We start from the raw sequence: 18891 nt of genomic DNA, 5'->3' as shown, positions 1-18891 counted from the left end.
TAGAGTAGAGATACTAAACTTTTTTAAAAACACAACCGTGAGGGAAGCGAAAGCAACCCAAACATATGGTTAAGTTAATAAGGGCGCACGGTGAATGCCTTGGCACTAGGAGCCGATGAAGGACGGGACTAACACCGATATGCTTCGGGGAGCTGTAAGTAAGCTTTGATCCGGAGATTTCCGAATGGGGAAACCCCCTATCCGTTATGGGATAGGATCCATACCTGAATACATAGGGTATGGAAGGCAGACCCGGGGAACTGAAACATCTAAGTACCCGGAGGAAGAGAAAGCAAACGCGATTCCCTGAGTAGCGGCGAGCGAAACGGGATTAGCCCAAACCAAGAGGCTTGCCTCTTGGGGTTGTAGGACATTCTATACGGAGTTACAAAGGAACGAGATAGACGAAGAGGTCTGGAAAGGCCCGCCATAGGAGGTAAAAGCCCTGTAGTTGAAACTTCGTTCCCTCCAGAGTGGATCCTGAGTACGGCGGGACACGAGAAATCCCGTCGGAAGCAGGGAGGACCATCTCCCAAGGCTAAATACTCCCTAGTGACCGATAGTGAACCAGTACCGTGAGGGAAAGGTGAAAAGCACCCCGGAAGGGGAGTGAAAGAGATCCTGAAACCGTGTGCCTACAAGTAGTTAGAGCCCGTTAATGGGTGATAGCGTGCCTTTTGTAGAATGAACCGGCGAGTTACGATTACATGCGAGGTTAAGTTGGACAGACGGAGCCGTAGCGAAAGCGAGTCTGAATAGGGCGAATGAGTATGTGGTCGTAGACCCGAAACCAGGTGATCTACCCATGTCCAGGGTGAAGTCCAGGTAACACTGGATGGAGGCCCGAACCCACGTACGTTGAAAAGTGCGGGGATGAGGTGTGGGTAGCGGAGAAATTCCAATCGAACTTGGAGATAGCTGGTTCTCTCCGAAATAGCTTTAGGGCTAGCCTCATGCGTAAGAATCTTGGAGGTAGAGCACTGTTTGGACTAGGGGCCCTCATCGGGTTACCGAATTCAGACAAACTCCGAATGCCAAAGATTTATCCATGGGAGTCAGACTGCGAGTGATAAGATCCGTAGTCAAGAGGGAAACAGCCCAGACCACCAGCTAAGGTCCCAAAGTATACGTTAAGTGGAAAAGGATGTGGAGTTGCTTAGACAACCAGGATGTTGGCTTAGAAGCAGCCACCATTTAAAGAGTGCGTAATAGCTCACTGGTCGAGTGACTCCGCGCCGAAAATGTACCGGGGCTAAACGTATCACCGAAGCTGTGGATTGAACATCGTTGATGTTCAGTGGTAGGAGAGCGTTCTAAGGGCGTTGAAGCTAGACCGTAAGGACTGGTGGAGCGCTTAGAAGTGAGAATGCCGGTATGAGTAGCGAAAGATGGGTGAGAATCCCATCCACCGAATGCCTAAGGTTTCCTGAGGAAGGCTCGTCCGCTCAGGGTTAGTCGGGACCTAAGCCGAGGCTGAAAAGCGTAGGCGATGGACAACAGGTTGATATTCCTGTACCACCGTATTCTGTTTGAGTGATGGGGGGACGCAGGAGGATAGGGTAAGCGCACGATTGGATGTGCGTCTAAGCAGTTAGAGGGACCATGAGGCAAATCCCATGGTCATATACCTTGAGCTGTGATAGCGAGGGAAATTTAGTACCGAAGTTCTTGATTCCACACTGCCAAGAAAAGCCTCTAGCGAGGAATAAGGTGCCCGTACCGCAAACCGACACAGGTAGGCGAGGAGAGAATCCTAAGGTGAGCGAGAGAACTCTCGTTAAGGAACTCGGCAAAATGACCCCGTAACTTCGGGAGAAGGGGTGCTCATTAGGGTGTTAAAGCCTTGATGAGCCGCAGTGAATAGGCCCAGGCGACTGTTTAGCAAAAACACAGGTCTCTGCGAAGCCGCAAGGCGAAGTATAGGGGCTGACGCCTGCCCGGTGCTGGAAGGTTAAGAGGAGAGGTTAGCTCACGCGAAGCTTTGAATCGAAGCCCCAGTAAACGGCGGCCGTAACTATAACGGTCCTAAGGTAGCGAAATTCCTTGTCGGGTAAGTTCCGACCCGCACGAAAGGCGTAACGATCTGGGCACTGTCTCAACGAGAGACTCGGTGAAATTATAGTACCTGTGAAGATGCAGGTTACCCGCGACAGGACGGAAAGACCCCGTGGAGCTTTACTGTAGCCTGATATTGAATTTTGGTACAGCTTGTACAGGATAGGTAGGAGCCTTAGAAGCCGGAGCGCTAGCTTCGGTGGAGGCGTCGGTGGGATACTACCCTGGCTGTATTGAAATTCTAACCCACATCCCTTATCGGGATGGGAGACAGTGTCAGGTGGGCAGTTTGACTGGGGCGGTCGCCTCCTAAAGAGTAACGGAGGCGCCCAAAGGTTCCCTCAGAATGGTTGGAAATCATTCGTAGAGTGTAAAGGCACAAGGGAGCTTGACTGCGAGACCTACAAGTCGAGCAGGGACGAAAGTCGGGCTTAGTGATCCGGTGGTTCCGCATGGAAGGGCCATCGCTCAACGGATAAAAGCTACCCCGGGGATAACAGGCTTATCTCCCCCAAGAGTCCACATCGACGGGGAGGTTTGGCACCTCGATGTCGGCTCATCGCATCCTGGGGCTGTAGTCGGTCCCAAGGGTTGGGCTGTTCGCCCATTAAAGCGGTACGCGAGCTGGGTTCAGAACGTCGTGAGACAGTTCGGTCCCTATCCGTCGTGGGCGCAGGAAATTTGAGAGGAGCTGTCCTTAGTACGAGAGGACCGGGATGGACGCACCGCTGGTGTACCAGTTGTCTTGCCAAAGGCATCGCTGGGTAGCTATGTGCGGAAGGGATAAGTGCTGAAAGCATCTAAGCATGAAGCCCCCCTCGAGATGAGATTTCCCATAGCGCAAGCTAGTAAGATCCCTGAAAGATGATCAGGTTGATAGGTTAGAGGTGGAAGTGTGGCGACACATGTAGCTGACTAATACTAATCGATCGAGGACTTAACCAAACAGGCGATTACTCAATAAATATCTTCTTCAGCATTATCTAGTTTTGAGGGAACGATTCCCTTACAATTTCATAGTCCGGTGGCGATAGCGAGAAGGTCACACCCGTTCCCATACCGAACACGGAAGTTAAGCTTCTCAGCGCCGATGGTAGTTAGGGGCTGTCCCCTTGTGAGAGTAGGACGTTGCCGGGCATACATATTGGAGGATTAGCTCAGCTGGGAGAGCATCTGCCTTACAAGCAGAGGGTCGGCGGTTCGATCCCGTCATCCTCCACCATTTTTTTGTGTTTATTTGCCGGCCTAGCTCAATTGGTAGAGCAACTGACTTGTAATCAGTAGGTTGGGGGTTCAAGTCCTCTGGCCGGCACCACTTGTACGAGCCATTAGCTCAGTTGGTAGAGCATCTGACTTTTAATCAGAGGGTCGAAGGTTCGAGTCCTTCATGGCTCACCATTTATATATGCGGGTGTGGCGGAATTGGCAGACGCACCAGACTTAGGATCTGGCGCCGCAAGGCGTGGGGGTTCGACTCCCTTCACCCGCACCATTTTTATTTTGAATATTTGCGGAAGTAGTTCAGTGGTAGAACATCACCTTGCCAAGGTGAGGGTCGCGGGTTCGAATCCCGTCTTCCGCTCCAATAAGTGCCGGGGTGGCGGAACTGGCAGACGCACAGGACTTAAAATCCTGCGGTAGGTGACTACCGTACCGGTTCGATTCCGGTCCTCGGCACCACTTATTGATGCGCCCGTAGCTCAATTGGATAGAGCGTTTGACTACGGATCAAAAGGTTAGGGGTTCGACTCCTCTCGGGCGCGCCATATACGGGAAGTAGCTCAGCTTGGTAGAGCACTTGGTTTGGGACCAAGGGGTCGCAGGTTCGAATCCTGTCTTCCCGACCATTTTTATTACTCTTTTGGGGCCTTAGCTCAGCTGGGAGAGCGCCTGCTTTGCACGCAGGAGGTCAGCGGTTCGATCCCGCTAGGCTCCACCAAAAACATTTTAAAAAAAGTTATTGACATAACAAGTTAAGATGTTGTATGATTATAAAGTCGCTTCTGAGGCGAACGAGATTGTTCTTTGAAAACTGAACGAACGTAAAACGTCAAGCGTAATTCTAAAAAAGCTGATTTATCAGCAACAAAGCACCACAGGTGCAAACGAGCTAATCAAACACTTTATTGGAGAGTTTGATCCTGGCTCAGGACGAACGCTGGCGGCGTGCCTAATACATGCAAGTCGAGCGAATCTGAGGGAGCTTGCTCCCAAAGATTAGCGGCGGACGGGTGAGTAACACGTGGGCAACCTGCCTGTAAGACTGGGATAACTCCGGGAAACCGGGGCTAATACCGGATAATATCTATTTATACATATAATTAGATTGAAAGATGGTTCTGCTATCACTTACAGATGGGCCCGCGGCGCATTAGCTAGTTGGTGAGGTAACGGCTCACCAAGGCGACGATGCGTAGCCGACCTGAGAGGGTGATCGGCCACACTGGGACTGAGACACGGCCCAGACTCCTACGGGAGGCAGCAGTAGGGAATCTTCCGCAATGGACGAAAGTCTGACGGAGCAACGCCGCGTGAGTGATGAAGGTTTTCGGATCGTAAAACTCTGTTGTTAGGGAAGAACAAGTATCGGAGTAACTGCCGGTACCTTGACGGTACCTAACCAGAAAGCCACGGCTAACTACGTGCCAGCAGCCGCGGTAATACGTAGGTGGCAAGCGTTGTCCGGAATTATTGGGCGTAAAGCGCGCGCAGGCGGTTCCTTAAGTCTGATGTGAAAGCCCACGGCTCAACCGTGGAGGGTCATTGGAAACTGGGGAACTTGAGTGCAGAAGAGGAAAGTGGAATTCCAAGTGTAGCGGTGAAATGCGTAGAGATTTGGAGGAACACCAGTGGCGAAGGCGACTTTCTGGTCTGTAACTGACGCTGAGGCGCGAAAGCGTGGGGAGCAAACAGGATTAGATACCCTGGTAGTCCACGCCGTAAACGATGAGTGCTAAGTGTTAGAGGGTTTCCGCCCTTTAGTGCTGCAGCAAACGCATTAAGCACTCCGCCTGGGGAGTACGACCGCAAGGTTGAAACTCAAAGGAATTGACGGGGGCCCGCACAAGCGGTGGAGCATGTGGTTTAATTCGAAGCAACGCGAAGAACCTTACCAGGTCTTGACATCCTCTGACAATCCTAGAGATAGGACTTTCCCCTTCGGGGGACAGAGTGACAGGTGGTGCATGGTTGTCGTCAGCTCGTGTCGTGAGATGTTGGGTTAAGTCCCGCAACGAGCGCAACCCTTGATCTTAGTTGCCAGCATTCAGTTGGGCACTCTAAGGTGACTGCCGGTGACAAACCGGAGGAAGGTGGGGATGACGTCAAATCATCATGCCCCTTATGACCTGGGCTACACACGTGCTACAATGGATGGTACAAAGGGCTGCAAGACCGCGAGGTTTAGCCAATCCCATAAAACCATTCTCAGTTCGGATTGTAGGCTGCAACTCGCCTACATGAAGCCGGAATCGCTAGTAATCGCGGATCAGCATGCCGCGGTGAATACGTTCCCGGGCCTTGTACACACCGCCCGTCACACCACGAGAGTTTGTAACACCCGAAGTCGGTGGGGTAACCTTTTGGAGCCAGCCGCCTAAGGTGGGACAGATGATTGGGGTGAAGTCGTAACAAGGTAGCCGTATCGGAAGGTGCGGCTGGATCACCTCCTTTCTAAGGAATATACGGAATTAACTTGATGTTAGACTGTTCGTTCAGTTTTGAGAGTGCAATCTCTTTGATATGATTAAATACTTTACCGTGAAGTTATGTGGGCCTATAGCTCAGCTGGTTAGAGCGCACGCCTGATAAGCGTGAGGTCGATGGTTCGAGTCCATTTAGGCCCACCATTTTAACTTTAATACGGGGCCTTAGCTCAGCTGGGAGAGCGCCTGCTTTGCACGCAGGAGGTCAGCGGTTCGATCCCGCTAGGCTCCACCAACAAATCGTTCTTTGAAAACTAGATAATGTAATGAAGAAGATTACCGAGTAATCGCCACCTTAGTTATTTTCTCTCTATATAATAGAGTAGAGATACTAAACTTTTTTTAAAACACACAACCGTGAGGGTTGTGAGAAGCAAGCAGTTCAAGGAAGCGAGCAAGGAAACACCGGAGTGTGCGTCTTGTGCACATGAGGATGTTGACGAGTGAGCTGACGCCGAAATGCGTAGCTTATCGCAAGCCGAACAATGGTTAAGTTAATAAGGGCGCACGGTGAATGCCTTGGCACTAGGAGCCGATGAAGGACGGGACTAACACCGATATGCTTCGGGGAGCTGTAAGTAAGCTTTGATCCGGAGATTTCCGAATGGGGAAACCCCCTATCCGTTATGGGATAGGATCCATACCTGAATACATAGGGTATGGAAGGCAGACCCGGGGAACTGAAACATCTAAGTACCCGGAGGAAGAGAAAGCAAACGCGATTCCCTGAGTAGCGGCGAGCGAAACGGGATTAGCCCAAACCAAGAGGCTTGCCTCTTGGGGTTGTAGGACATTCTATACGGAGTTACAAAGGAACGAGATAGACGAAGAGGTCTGGAAAGGCCCGCCATAGGAGGTAAAAGCCCTGTAGTTGAAACTTCGTTCCCTCCAGAGTGGATCCTGAGTACGGCGGGACACGAGAAATCCCGTCGGAAGCAGGGAGGACCATCTCCCAAGGCTAAATACTCCCTAGTGACCGATAGTGAACCAGTACCGTGAGGGAAAGGTGAAAAGCACCCCGGAAGGGGAGTGAAAGAGATCCTGAAACCGTGTGCCTACAAGTAGTTAGAGCCCGTTAATGGGTGATAGCGTGCCTTTTGTAGAATGAACCGGCGAGTTACGATTACATGCGAGGTTAAGTTGGACAGACGGAGCCGTAGCGAAAGCGAGTCTGAATAGGGCGAATGAGTATGTGGTCGTAGACCCGAAACCAGGTGATCTACCCATGTCCAGGGTGAAGTCCAGGTAACACTGGATGGAGGCCCGAACCCACGTACGTTGAAAAGTGCGGGGATGAGGTGTGGGTAGCGGAGAAATTCCAATCGAACTTGGAGATAGCTGGTTCTCTCCGAAATAGCTTTAGGGCTAGCCTCATGCGTAAGAATCTTGGAGGTAGAGCACTGTTTGGACTAGGGGCCCTCATCGGGTTACCGAATTCAGACAAACTCCGAATGCCAAAGATTTATCCATGGGAGTCAGACTGCGAGTGATAAGATCCGTAGTCAAGAGGGAAACAGCCCAGACCACCAGCTAAGGTCCCAAAGTATACGTTAAGTGGAAAAGGATGTGGAGTTGCTTAGACAACCAGGATGTTGGCTTAGAAGCAGCCACCATTTAAAGAGTGCGTAATAGCTCACTGGTCGAGTGACTCCGCGCCGAAAATGTACCGGGGCTAAACGTATCACCGAAGCTGTGGATTGAACATCGTTGATGTTCAGTGGTAGGAGAGCGTTCTAAGGGCGTTGAAGCTAGACCGTAAGGACTGGTGGAGCGCTTAGAAGTGAGAATGCCGGTATGAGTAGCGAAAGATGGGTGAGAATCCCATCCACCGAATGCCTAAGGTTTCCTGAGGAAGGCTCGTCCGCTCAGGGTTAGTCGGGACCTAAGCCGAGGCTGAAAAGCGTAGGCGATGGACAACAGGTTGATATTCCTGTACCACCGTATTCTGTTTGAGTGATGGGGGGACGCAGGAGGATAGGGTAAGCGCACGATTGGATGTGCGTCTAAGCAGTTAGAGGGACCATGAGGCAAATCCCATGGTCATATACCTTGAGCTGTGATAGCGAGGGAAATTTAGTACCGAAGTTCTTGATTCCACACTGCCAAGAAAAGCCTCTAGCGAGGAATAAGGTGCCCGTACCGCAAACCGACACAGGTAGGCGAGGAGAGAATCCTAAGGTGAGCGAGAGAACTCTCGTTAAGGAACTCGGCAAAATGACCCCGTAACTTCGGGAGAAGGGGTGCTCATTAGGGTGTTAAAGCCTTGATGAGCCGCAGTGAATAGGCCCAGGCGACTGTTTAGCAAAAACACAGGTCTCTGCGAAGCCGCAAGGCGAAGTATAGGGGCTGACGCCTGCCCGGTGCTGGAAGGTTAAGAGGAGAGGTTAGCTCACGCGAAGCTTTGAATCGAAGCCCCAGTAAACGGCGGCCGTAACTATAACGGTCCTAAGGTAGCGAAATTCCTTGTCGGGTAAGTTCCGACCCGCACGAAAGGCGTAACGATCTGGGCACTGTCTCAACGAGAGACTCGGTGAAATTATAGTACCTGTGAAGATGCAGGTTACCCGCGACAGGACGGAAAGACCCCGTGGAGCTTTACTGTAGCCTGATATTGAATTTTGGTACAGCTTGTACAGGATAGGTAGGAGCCTTAGAAGCCGGAGCGCTAGCTTCGGTGGAGGCGTCGGTGGGATACTACCCTGGCTGTATTGAAATTCTAACCCACATCCCTTATCGGGATGGGAGACAGTGTCAGGTGGGCAGTTTGACTGGGGCGGTCGCCTCCTAAAGAGTAACGGAGGCGCCCAAAGGTTCCCTCAGAATGGTTGGAAATCATTCGTAGAGTGTAAAGGCACAAGGGAGCTTGACTGCGAGACCTACAAGTCGAGCAGGGACGAAAGTCGGGCTTAGTGATCCGGTGGTTCCGCATGGAAGGGCCATCGCTCAACGGATAAAAGCTACCCCGGGGATAACAGGCTTATCTCCCCCAAGAGTCCACATCGACGGGGAGGTTTGGCACCTCGATGTCGGCTCATCGCATCCTGGGGCTGTAGTCGGTCCCAAGGGTTGGGCTGTTCGCCCATTAAAGCGGTACGCGAGCTGGGTTCAGAACGTCGTGAGACAGTTCGGTCCCTATCCGTCGTGGGCGCAGGAAATTTGAGAGGAGCTGTCCTTAGTACGAGAGGACCGGGATGGACGCACCGCTGGTGTACCAGTTGTCTTGCCAAAGGCATCGCTGGGTAGCTATGTGCGGAAGGGATAAGTGCTGAAAGCATCTAAGCATGAAGCCCCCCTCGAGATGAGATTTCCCATAGCGCAAGCTAGTAAGATCCCTGAAAGATGATCAGGTTGATAGGTTAGAGGTGGAAGTGTGGCGACACATGTAGCTGACTAATACTAATCGATCGAGGACTTAACCAAACAGGCGATTACTCAATAAATATCTTCTTCAGCATTATCTAGTTTTGAGGGAACGATTCCCTTACAATTTCATAGTCCGGTGGCGATAGCGAGAAGGTCACACCCGTTCCCATACCGAACACGGAAGTTAAGCTTCTCAGCGCCGATGGTAGTTAGGGGCTGTCCCCTTGTGAGAGTAGGACGTTGCCGGGCAAGATAAAAGAGCACATCATTTATGTGCTCTTTTTTGTCATGCTATAATGAATTCGTTTATTTAAATGGACAAATAACATCTATACAATCTAAACATAATATAAATTTAATGAACGAACCTATATTTCATACGTTTGAGATTTAGAAAAAAAGGGGAAAATTAATAATACTACTTCGTTGCAACATTTCACACAAATCATGTATAATTTATGTCAAATATAGTCAAAGTCAGATAGGGGGAGGCCGGGTGAAAAATATATCAGATATTATTGAAAAATATCTTAAAGAAGTCTTGGAACTTAGCGAAAGGGAAATTGTTGAAATTAAGCGAAGCGAGATCGCTGATAAATTTCAATGTGTCCCATCTCAAATAAATTACGTCATAAATACTCGGTTTACAGTTGAAAAAGGCTATGCTGTCGAAAGCAAACGTGGCGGTGGTGGTTATATAAGAATCACCAAAGTGCAAGCATATGATTATGTTGATTTAATTAATCAATTGATTAGGATTGTACGTGATCGTATTTCACAAAATAGTGCTGAAAATATTATAAACAGATTAGTTGAAGAAGAGATTATTACTACTCGAGAAGCGAAGATTATGTTAAGTGTCATTGATCGTTCAGTTCTTTACTTAGAGTTACCCTATAGGGATGAGTTAAGAGCAAGGATGCTTGTTGCGATGCTAAATACATTGAAATATAAGTAGGTTGTAAAGTATGGAGGGGTGAAACAGATGATATGCCAAGAATGTAATCAGAGACCTGCGACTCTACATTTTACAAAAATTATGAATGGCGAAAAGGCTGAGTTCCATTTATGTGAAAAATGTGCCCAAGAACATGGGGATATGTTTATGTTAAATAATGGATCTGGGTTTTCTATTAATAATCTATTGAGCGGATTATTTAATATAGATACAAGTTATGCAAATAACCAAGCTCAGTTAAATAAACAAACGCAGGTAGTACAGTGTGAGCAATGCTCGATGACCTTTCCTCAATTTGTTAAAGTCGGGAAATTCGGATGTGCCCACTGTTATGATTCTTTCCGAGCACAGTTAAAGCCAATTATTAAAAGGCTTCATAGTGGTAATTGGAATCATAACGGAAAAATCCCTACAAGAATGGGTGGAGATATCCATTTAAAAAAGCAAATTGAGGATTTAAAAATAAACTTGAAAGAACTTATAACTAAAGAGGAGTTTGAGAAAGCAGCAGAGACAAGAGATGCAATACGTCAATTGGAAAAAGAAATGAAAAACCATCTAGAGGGAGGGGAATGAACTTGTCTTTAGAAAGGTTTATCAATCAGGCTGTCAGCTCTTGGATGAGTGCAGAAGGTCCTGATTCTGATATCGTACTTAGTTCTAGAATTCGTTTAGCTCGCAATATTAAACAGGTTAATTTTCCAACCATCTTTTCTCATGATGAAGCTAAACGTGTGATAGATATCATTAAAGCAAGAATGGAAAAATCGACTTTTGATACTTATGGTGACTTTTCGTTATTGCAAATGGATGATTTACAACCATTGCAAAAAAGGGTGCTGATGGAAAAACATTTGATTAGTCCTCATTTAGCAGAAAACGCTAGTCATGGTGCCTGCCTACTTACTGAAAATGAAGAGGTTAGCATTATGTTGAATGAAGAAGATCATATACGTATACAGTGTTTATTTCCAGGCTTCCAATTATCAGAAGCATTAGAAGTTGCAAACCAAATTGATGATTGGTTAGAAACTGAGATTGATTATGCATATGATGAACAGGTAGGGTATTTAACTAGTTGCCCAACAAATGTGGGCACAGGTCTCAGAGCATCTGTCATGATGCATTTACCAGGATTAGTATTAACTCATCAAATGAATAGAATCATTCCAGCAATTAACCAACTTGGATTAGTTGTTAGAGGAATTTATGGAGAAGGTAGCGAAGCATTAGGTAATATCTTTCAAGTTTCTAACCAAATCACATTAGGGAAATCAGAAGAAGATATTGCTGAGGATTTAAAAAGTGTTGTGGAGCAATTAATTTCGCAGGAAAGGTCAGCAAGAGAAGCATTAGCGAAAACCTCTAACATACAATTAGAAGATAGAGTCTTCAGATCCTATGGTATTTTATCTAATAGCCGAATCATTGAATCAAAAGAAGCGGCTAGATGTTTATCGGATGTTCGCCTTGGAATAGACATGGACTATATACAAGGCATATCAAAAAATATATTAAATGAATTAATGGTTTTAACACAACCAGGATTTTTACAGCAATATGCTGGAGGCCCATTACGACCGTTTGAACGGGATATTCGTAGAGCTTCTCTTATTCGAGAAAGATTAAAAATGGAAGATCAAGAGTTGGGAGGATGATGATAGATGATGTTTGGACGTTTTACTGAGAGAGCACAAAAAGTATTAGCATTAGCACAGGAAGAAGCCATTCGCTTAGGACATAACAATATTGGGACTGAGCATATACTTCTAGGGTTAGTAAGTGAAGGTGAAGGAATTGCCGCTAAAGCACTTTATGCCTTAGGTCTGGGTTCAGAAAAAATTCAAACGGAAGTTGAAAATCTAATAGGTAGAGGGCAAGAGGCCTCCCAAACACCGCATTATACACCAAGAGCAAAAAAAGTAATTGAACTATCAATGGATGAAGCAAGAAAATTGGGCCATTCCTATGTGGGAACTGAGCACATTTTACTTGGTTTAATTAGAGAAGGTGAGGGTGTAGCTGCAAGAGTCCTTAATAACCTTGGCGTAAGTTTAAATAAGGCAAGACAACAAGTACTACAATTACTTGGTAGTAGCGAGTCTAACGGGCATCAAGGCAGCTCTTCAGCCAATGCAAATACACCAACATTAGATGGTTTAGCGAGAGATCTAACTGCCATTGCACGTGAAGGAAGCTTAGATCCAGTTATTGGCCGTAGTAAAGAGATTCAACGTGTAATTGAAGTATTAAGCAGAAGAACAAAAAATAACCCAGTATTAATTGGAGAACCTGGTGTGGGTAAAACTGCGATAGCAGAAGGCCTTGCACAACAGATCATAAATAATGAAGTGCCGGAAACGCTACGTGATAAACGTGTAATGACTTTAGATATGGGTACGGTAGTTGCAGGTACAAAATACCGAGGAGAATTTGAGGATCGCTTGAAGAAAGTGATGGACGAAATTCGTCAGGCGGGCAACATTATTTTGTTCATCGATGAATTGCATACATTAATTGGTGCTGGTGGAGCAGAAGGTGCGATTGATGCATCAAATATTTTAAAGCCATCACTTGCGCGTGGAGAGCTACAATGTATTGGAGCGACGACGCTAGATGAGTATCGCAAATATATTGAGAAGGATGCAGCGCTTGAGCGTAGGTTCCAACCAATTACGGTTGATGAGCCGACTGCAGATGAGTCCGTACAAATATTAAAAGGACTACGTGACCGTTATGAAGCCCATCACCGGGTGACAATTACGGATCAAGCCATCGATGCGGCAGTTAAGTTATCAGATCGTTATATCTCTGATCGTTTCTTACCAGATAAAGCAATTGATTTAATTGATGAAGCAGGTTCAAAAGTTCGCCTACGTTCTTATACAACGCCTCCGAATCTCAAGGAGTTAGAAGTTAAATTAGAAGATGTAAGAAAAGAAAAGGATGCAGCTGTTCAAAGTCAAGAGTTTGAGAAAGCAGCATCTTTAAGAGACAATGAACAAAGATTAAGAGAAAAGTTAGAAGAAACTAAGAAAACGTGGAAAGAAAAGCAAGGGAAAGAAAATACTGAAGTGACTGTAGAGGATATTGCCAATGTCGTTTCTAACTGGACAGGAATTCCAGTTACGAAATTGGCACAAACTGAGACCGAAAAACTATTGAATTTAGAAGAAATCTTACATTCTCGCGTAATTGGCCAAGAGGAAGCAGTAAAGGCGATCTCTAAAGCAGTTAGACGGGCAAGAGCGGGTCTTAAAGATCCGAAGAGACCAATTGGTTCTTTCGTTTTCCTAGGTCCAACAGGTGTGGGTAAGACAGAACTTGCTCGGGCCTTAGCTGAAGCGATGTTCGGTGATGAGGAAGCGATGATTCGCTTCGATATGTCTGAGTATATGGAGAAACATTCCACATCTAGATTAGTTGGTTCACCTCCAGGCTATGTTGGATTTGAAGAAGGAGGCCAATTAACTGAGAAAGTACGTAGAAAACCGTATTCAGTTGTCTTATTAGATGAAATTGAGAAAGCCCATCCGGATGTATTTAACATTCTTCTGCAAGTATTGGAAGATGGACGGTTAACAGATTCTAAAGGACGTACAGTCGATTTCCGAAACACGGTGCTCATCATGACGTCAAATGTTGGTGCAGAAGCACTTAAGCGTAATAAATATGTAGGCTTCAATATTCAAGATGATGAACATGATTACAAAGATATGAAAGGCAAGGTTATGGAGGAATTGAAAAAGGCCTTCAGACCTGAATTCTTAAACCGTATCGATGAGATTATTGTCTTCCATGCATTAGAAAGAAAGCATCTGCAAGAGATTGTTACACTCATGTCCGATGCCTTAACGAACCGTTTAAAAGAACAGGATATTACATTATCCCTATCTGAATCTGCTAAGGTAAAAATATCAGAAGAAGGCTACGATCCAGAATATGGTGCACGGCCGCTTAGAAGAGCGATCCAAAAGCATATTGAAGATCGCTTATCTGAGGAATTATTAAGAGGAAAAGTGCTTACTGGTCAAGAGGTAGTAATCGATGTTGAGGATGGCGAATTTGTCGTAAAAACTGCCGAACCAACTGGCACAGCACAAAAATAATTAGATGTTAGAGAGAAGGTACACGCTAATCAATAGTGTGTACCTTTTTTGATAACAACAAATTTTCTTCCAATTATATGTTAACCTTTGAATACAAACGATTCCATTGATATAGTAAGAAATATAAATGTGTTGTACGAAAGAGAAGGAGAATGAAGATTGGCGAAAAGAAAATCAAAATTCATATGTCAAGAATGTGGTTATGAATCGGCAAAGTGGATGGGGAAGTGTCCCGGATGTGGTGTATGGAATAAAATGACGGAAGAAATTGAGAAACCTGCTAATTCGAGAAGAGGGGCGTTTGCACATACACAAGAGACAACGATTAGAGCAAAAGCGACTCCGATTCCAAAAATTGAAACAGTCAATGAGCCACGTATTTATACGGAAATGAAGGAGTTAAATCGAGTCCTTGGTGGTGGGGTTGTCAGAGGATCTCTCGTTTTAATAGGTGGAGATCCTGGGATTGGAAAATCAACACTACTGTTGCAAGTTTCTTCCCAATTATCTAATAAACAGCATTCTGTACTTTATATTTCTGGAGAAGAGTCGATAAGACAAACGAAGCTACGAGCTGACAGATTAAATATTTCATCAGAACATCTACTTGTTTATGCAGAGACAAGTTTAGAAGAGATTAGTCAAACGATTGATGAGGTGAAGCCGGAGTTTGTTATCATTGACTCCATTCAAACTATTTATCACCCGGAAGTGACCTCGGCTCCTGGTAGTGTATCGCAGGTAAGAGAGTGTACGGCTGAGCTTATGAGAATCGGGAAAACGAAAGGGATTGCGATCTTTATTGTTGGACATGTAACGAAAGAAGGGTCGATCGCCGGCCCTAGGTTGCTTGAACATATGGTGGATACGGTGCTTTATTTTGAAGGGGAAAGGCATCACACGTATCGAATTTTAAGAGCAGTCAAAAACCGATTTGGTTCTACGAATGAAATGGGTATTTTTGAAATGAAAGAATTAGGTTTAGAAGAAGTGGCAAACCCTTCAGAGATTTTTTTAGAAGAACGATCACAAGGAGCAGCGGGTTCAACTGTTGTGGCTTCAATGGAAGGAACTCGGCCCGTTCTTGTAGAAATACAAGCATTAATATCCCCTACGAGTTTTGGTAACCCAAGAAGAATGGCAACAGGGATTGATCATAACCGTGTGCCGCTATTAATGGCGGTATTGGAGAAACGGGTCGGTATGTTGTTACAAAATCAAGATGCGTATTTGAAGGTTGCTGGAGGGGTAAAACTAGATGAGCCAGCAATTGATTTGGCGGTTGCAGTCAGTATCGCATCAAGCTTTCGAGATAAGCCAACAAGAGCAACAGATTGCATTATCGGTGAGGTGGGCCTTACTGGAGAAATAAGAAGAGTTTCAAGAATTGAACAGCGAGTCCAGGAGGCTGCGAAACTAGGATTTGAGAGAATTATTTTACCAGCGAATAATTTGAGCGGCTGGACAGGTCCTAAAAATGTTCAATTGATTGGCGTTCACTCGGTTAGTGAAGCACTTGAAGCTGCATTAGGAGGGTAAGCATATGGATTCAAAGAAACAAAGTGAAATTACGATCAGCGAATTATTGAAATTTTTAGCACCAGGGACACCCCTACGTGCAGGTATAGATAATGTATTAAGAGCAAACACGGGTGGATTAATTGTTCTTTGTTCTAAGGAGCAGATTGCCAGTTTAGTGGATGGGGGCTTCCAAATTAATTGCCCTTTTTCGCCAAACTATTTATATGAGCTAGCGAAGATGGATGGGGCGATTATTCTCAATCAAGAAGGAAATAAAATTCTTATTGCCAACGCCCAACTCGCACCAGATTCGAGTATTCCTTCCTCTGAGACAGGGATGCGACATCGGACAGCAGAGCGGGTGGCGAAACAAACAGGTGCGCTTGTTATTGCTGTTTCACAACGCCGTAATGTCATTACTTTATATAAAGGGGCTTCTCGTTATTCACTAAAGGATATTGGCGTTATATTAACAAAGGCTAATGTGGCAGTCACAACATTAGAGAAATATAAAGTTGTTCTTGAGCAAAGTATATCTAATTTAGGTATTCTCGAATTTGAAGAACAGGTGACCTATAATGATGTGTTAAATGTTATGCATAATATAGAAATGCTGTTAAGAATCAAAAATGAGTTACTAACTTATTTAAGTGAGTTAGGGACAGAAGGACGTCTCATTCGTTTACAAATGAATGAGTTATTGATTGAAATGGAAAGAGAATCAGAATTCGTTATTATGGATTATGCTAATGACCGTGATATTAGGGCAAAGGAAGCGCTTCAAAAGCTTCAAGAGTTATCAAAAGGTGAGACTTTAGAAGACTCAGTTATCATGAAATTGCTAGGCTTTCATGGCTATATTCATACCGAAGAAGTCATTCATCCTAGAGGGATTCGTGTGCTGCATAAGGTGCCGCGATTACCACCTATTATTATTGATAACCTCGTTGATCGCTTTGAGGAACTTAGGTATATAGCGGCAGCTTCTATTGAAGAATTAGATGAGGTAGAAGGTATAGGAGAGGTACGGGCTAGGAAGATTGATGAAGGCCTCAAGCTTATACAAGACCAATTTTTTTCCGACCGACATTTATAAATACCATTGAACTACTATTCACCTTATGATAGAATAGGTAGTTTATCATTTGACATTCCCTTACTTACGGTGCTAGTCTAAGAGTATTCATAACCGTTTAATCTATCCTTTTATTTAGTTTACTGCAATAATTTTTTGTTTATAATATAAAATTTTCCAATATTGTGCGTTTTTTATTTTTGGAATTTGTTAATAATGAATAAAAGGAGGTGAGGGAATGTTAAAGAGAATTGTACAAGTCTGTTTCCTTATATTTGGGATCACATTAGGAATTTTTGTGATACCAGAATTACTATTTCTAATTAGTTTAGATGACATTCCATTATTAAATAATCCTTATGTTTCCGCCATTTTAGGAGCTATTATTTTCTATCTTTTAACATTTTGGGCGGTTGACCATGTTGTCAATTTCATTAAATGGACAGAAGAATCGATTGTAAAGGTGCCAATTACCGATATTATATTTGGTAGTGTTGGACTGGTGTTTGGTCTTGTTGTTGCGTTTTTACTTGGTTATGGATTGTCGACACTCGAGATACCGGTATTAAATACTGTTGCTCCTATCGTCTTAACACTGTTATTTGGATATTTAGGTTTTCAAGTTGGATTTAAAAAACGAGATGAATTACTCAATCTTTTTACAAACAAAAAGAAAAAGTTAACTGAAGAAGAAGATAGTCAATCTGATGTGAATAAGCTTAAAATATTAGATACAAGTGTTATTATCGATGGTCGAGTAGCTGATATTTGTCAAACAGGATTTTTAGAAGGAACAATCGTTATTCCTCGTTTTGTGTTAGAAGAATTACAGCATATTGCCGATTCATCTGATGTGTTAAAAAGAAATCGTGGCCGCCGCGGTTTAGACATTCTCAATCGTATTCAAAGTGAGCTATCTATAAAGGTAGAAATTTACGAAGGTAATTTTGAAGAAATACAAGAAGTGGATAGTAAGCTAGTGAAATTAGCGAAATTAACTAACGGTGTGGTTGTAACCAATGATTTTAACCTGAATAAGGTATGCGAGCTACAGAAAGTCGCAGTTCTAAATATTAATGATCTGGCGAATGCTGTGAAGCCGGTTGTGCTTCCGGGAGAAGAAATGAAAGTTCAGGTCATTAAGGACGGAAAAGAACAAAATCAAGGGATTGCCTATTTAGACGATGGCACAATGATTGTCGTAGAAGAAGGTAGAAATTATATTGGCAAGCATATTGATGTAGTAGTGACAAGTGTATTGCAAACATCTGCGGGTAGAATGATTTTTGCTAAACCCAAACTTTTAGAAAAAGCATTATAATTATAGTATAGAAGAAGCAGAAGAGGGGGCCGTAAACTGGCTCTTTTCTTCCGCTTTTTATGCTGGTTAAGGGAGTTAAAAGAAAATATGGGGTATAGAGTCGTCATCCCTGCAGCGGGGCAAGGGAAGAGAATGGGTGCTTCAAAAAATAAACTGTTGCTAGAACTAAGAGGGGTACCTATTTTTATACATACATTGCGCGTTTTCCAACGAGACTCTGCGTGTGAAGGGATTTATTTAGCTATTAATCCTGCAGAGGAAAAGGAGATACGTGCGTTAATCGCTAAGCATGGGATTGATAAGGTGAAGGCGTATATCGGTGGTGGACAGGAAAGGCAGCATAGCATTAGTCATGTGATTCGTGCGTTAACAGGTGAAGGGATTGTGTTAGTGCATGATGCCGCTCGTCCTTTTGTTGAACAAGAGCATATCGATCAACTTGTATCTCAAGCTCAGGCCAATGATGGCGCCATTTTAGCCGTTCCAGTGAAAGATACGATAAAAAAGGGACGTGATGGATTAGTCGAGGGAACAATTGATCGAACGAGTCTTTGGTCTGTGCAAACCCCTCAAGCTTTTAAGCTTAGTATTTTACAAGCGGCATATGAGAAAGCGCAAAAGGACCAATTTGTAGGGACTGATGATGCAAGCTTGGTGGAGAGGGTACATAATAAGATTGCTTTTGTACAAGGGAATTACGATAATATTAAACTAACAACGCCTGAGGACCTATATTTTGCTGAGGCGATTTTAAATAAAAGAGATGACTTTATCTAAAGGAGAAG

General features: G+C 44.7%; 8 protein-coding genes, 11 tRNA genes and 5 rRNA genes. All 24 read left to right on the top strand.

The genetic code is table 11. The features are described 5' to 3' along the window. Window positions 1-67 precede the first annotated feature (67 nt). The 24 genes from MKX29_RS08670 to ispD all read left to right on the top strand — a co-directional run bounded on the left by MKX29_RS08670 (window position 68) and on the right by ispD (window position 18883). Window positions 68-3000: ribosomal RNA gene (locus MKX29_RS08670) — 23S ribosomal RNA — on the top strand. A gap of 75 nt (window positions 3001-3075) precedes the next feature. After that, window positions 3076-3192 (top strand): 5S ribosomal RNA (gene rrf, locus MKX29_RS08665). A 9-nt stretch (window positions 3193-3201) separates the two neighbouring features. After that, window positions 3202-3277: transfer RNA gene (locus tag MKX29_RS08660), tRNA-Val, on the top strand. A 17-nt stretch (window positions 3278-3294) separates the two neighbouring features. Then, a tRNA-Thr gene (locus MKX29_RS08655) sits at window positions 3295-3370 on the top strand. A 7-nt stretch (window positions 3371-3377) separates the two neighbouring features. Further along, a tRNA-Lys gene (locus tag MKX29_RS08650) sits at window positions 3378-3453 on the top strand. Window positions 3454-3462: 9 nt separating this feature from the next. After that, window positions 3463-3547 (top strand) — tRNA-Leu (locus MKX29_RS08645). An 18-nt stretch (window positions 3548-3565) separates the two neighbouring features. Further along, window positions 3566-3640 (top strand) — tRNA-Gly (locus tag MKX29_RS08640). Between the two features lie 6 nt (window positions 3641-3646). Further along, window positions 3647-3735, top strand: a tRNA-Leu gene (locus MKX29_RS08635). A 9-nt stretch (window positions 3736-3744) separates the two neighbouring features. After that, a tRNA-Arg gene (locus MKX29_RS08630) sits at window positions 3745-3821 on the top strand. A gap of 4 nt (window positions 3822-3825) precedes the next feature. Continuing rightward, a tRNA-Pro gene (locus tag MKX29_RS08625) sits at window positions 3826-3902 on the top strand. Between the two features lie 16 nt (window positions 3903-3918). Further along, window positions 3919-3994 (top strand) — tRNA-Ala (locus tag MKX29_RS08620). 184 nt (window positions 3995-4178) lie between these two features. Then, window positions 4179-5727: ribosomal RNA gene (locus MKX29_RS08615) — 16S ribosomal RNA — on the top strand. A gap of 99 nt (window positions 5728-5826) precedes the next feature. Continuing rightward, a tRNA-Ile gene (locus MKX29_RS08610) sits at window positions 5827-5903 on the top strand. Between the two features lie 15 nt (window positions 5904-5918). Beyond that, window positions 5919-5994 (top strand) — tRNA-Ala (locus tag MKX29_RS08605). 252 nt (window positions 5995-6246) lie between these two features. Continuing rightward, window positions 6247-9179, top strand: a 23S ribosomal RNA gene (locus tag MKX29_RS08600). Between the two features lie 75 nt (window positions 9180-9254). Next, window positions 9255-9371 (top strand): 5S ribosomal RNA (rrf, locus tag MKX29_RS08595). The 16S, 23S and 5S rRNA genes sit together here with 11 tRNA genes alongside, the layout of an rRNA operon. 247 nt (window positions 9372-9618) lie before the next feature. Beyond that, window positions 9619-10080: a CtsR family transcriptional regulator gene (locus MKX29_RS08590; RefSeq protein WP_095371254.1), complete on the top strand. Its 462-nt coding sequence runs from the start codon at window positions 9619-9621 to the stop codon at window positions 10078-10080. Window positions 10081-10107: 27 nt separating this feature from the next. After that, the gene (locus MKX29_RS08585) at window positions 10108-10656 is read left to right on the top strand and encodes a hypothetical protein (RefSeq protein WP_281202953.1); all 549 of its coding nucleotides are present in this window, start codon (window positions 10108-10110) and stop codon (window positions 10654-10656) included. A 2-nt stretch (window positions 10657-10658) separates the two neighbouring features. Further along, window positions 10659-11738, top strand: a complete 1080-nt coding sequence (locus tag MKX29_RS08580) for a protein arginine kinase (RefSeq protein WP_224938656.1) — start codon at window positions 10659-10661, stop codon at window positions 11736-11738. Window positions 11739-11744: 6 nt separating this feature from the next. Next, complete coding sequence (gene clpC / locus MKX29_RS08575; RefSeq protein ID WP_341105069.1) at window positions 11745-14189, top strand: ATP-dependent protease ATP-binding subunit ClpC; 2445 nt, start codon at window positions 11745-11747, stop codon at window positions 14187-14189. 159 nt (window positions 14190-14348) lie between these two features. Then, window positions 14349-15728 carry a DNA repair protein RadA gene (gene radA, locus MKX29_RS08570; protein ID WP_095371250.1) on the top strand — a complete coding sequence of 460 codons (1380 nt, stop codon included), beginning with the start codon at window positions 14349-14351 and terminating at the stop codon, window positions 15726-15728. A gap of 4 nt (window positions 15729-15732) precedes the next feature. Next, on the top strand, window positions 15733-16806 hold the full coding sequence (gene disA / locus MKX29_RS08565) for a DNA integrity scanning diadenylate cyclase DisA (protein ID WP_095371249.1): 1074 nt from the start codon (window positions 15733-15735) through the stop codon (window positions 16804-16806). Window positions 16807-17023: 217 nt separating this feature from the next. Beyond that, window positions 17024-18106 (top strand): PIN/TRAM domain-containing protein, encoded by a 1083-nt coding sequence (locus MKX29_RS08560; RefSeq protein WP_224938658.1) that lies wholly within the window; start codon window positions 17024-17026, stop codon window positions 18104-18106. A gap of 87 nt (window positions 18107-18193) precedes the next feature. Continuing rightward, window positions 18194-18883, top strand: a complete 690-nt coding sequence (gene ispD, locus MKX29_RS08555; protein ID WP_341105067.1) for a 2-C-methyl-D-erythritol 4-phosphate cytidylyltransferase — start codon at window positions 18194-18196, stop codon at window positions 18881-18883. The last annotated feature ends 8 nt before the right edge of the window (window positions 18884-18891 follow it).

It is taken from the genome of Cytobacillus sp. FSL R7-0696, from assembly GCF_038006865.1.
GTDB lineage: Bacteria > Bacillota > Bacilli > Bacillales > Cytobacillaceae > Cytobacillus > Cytobacillus kochii.
Note: the sequence above shows the minus strand (reverse complement) of the source record. Positions and strands in the feature narration are given on the sequence as shown.

Coding starts and splice junctions, on each gene's coding strand:
- clpC (WP_341105069.1), top strand. CDS start 11,745: ATGATGTTTGGACGTTTTACTGAGAGAGCACAAAAAGTATTAGCATTA.
- disA (WP_095371249.1), top strand. CDS start 15,733: ATGGATTCAAAGAAACAAAGTGAAATTACGATCAGCGAATTATTGAAA.
- MKX29_RS08560 (WP_224938658.1), top strand. CDS start 17,024: ATGTTAAAGAGAATTGTACAAGTCTGTTTCCTTATATTTGGGATCACA.
- ispD (WP_341105067.1), top strand. CDS start 18,194: ATGGGGTATAGAGTCGTCATCCCTGCAGCGGGGCAAGGGAAGAGAATG.
- MKX29_RS08585 (WP_281202953.1), top strand. CDS start 10,108: ATGATATGCCAAGAATGTAATCAGAGACCTGCGACTCTACATTTTACA.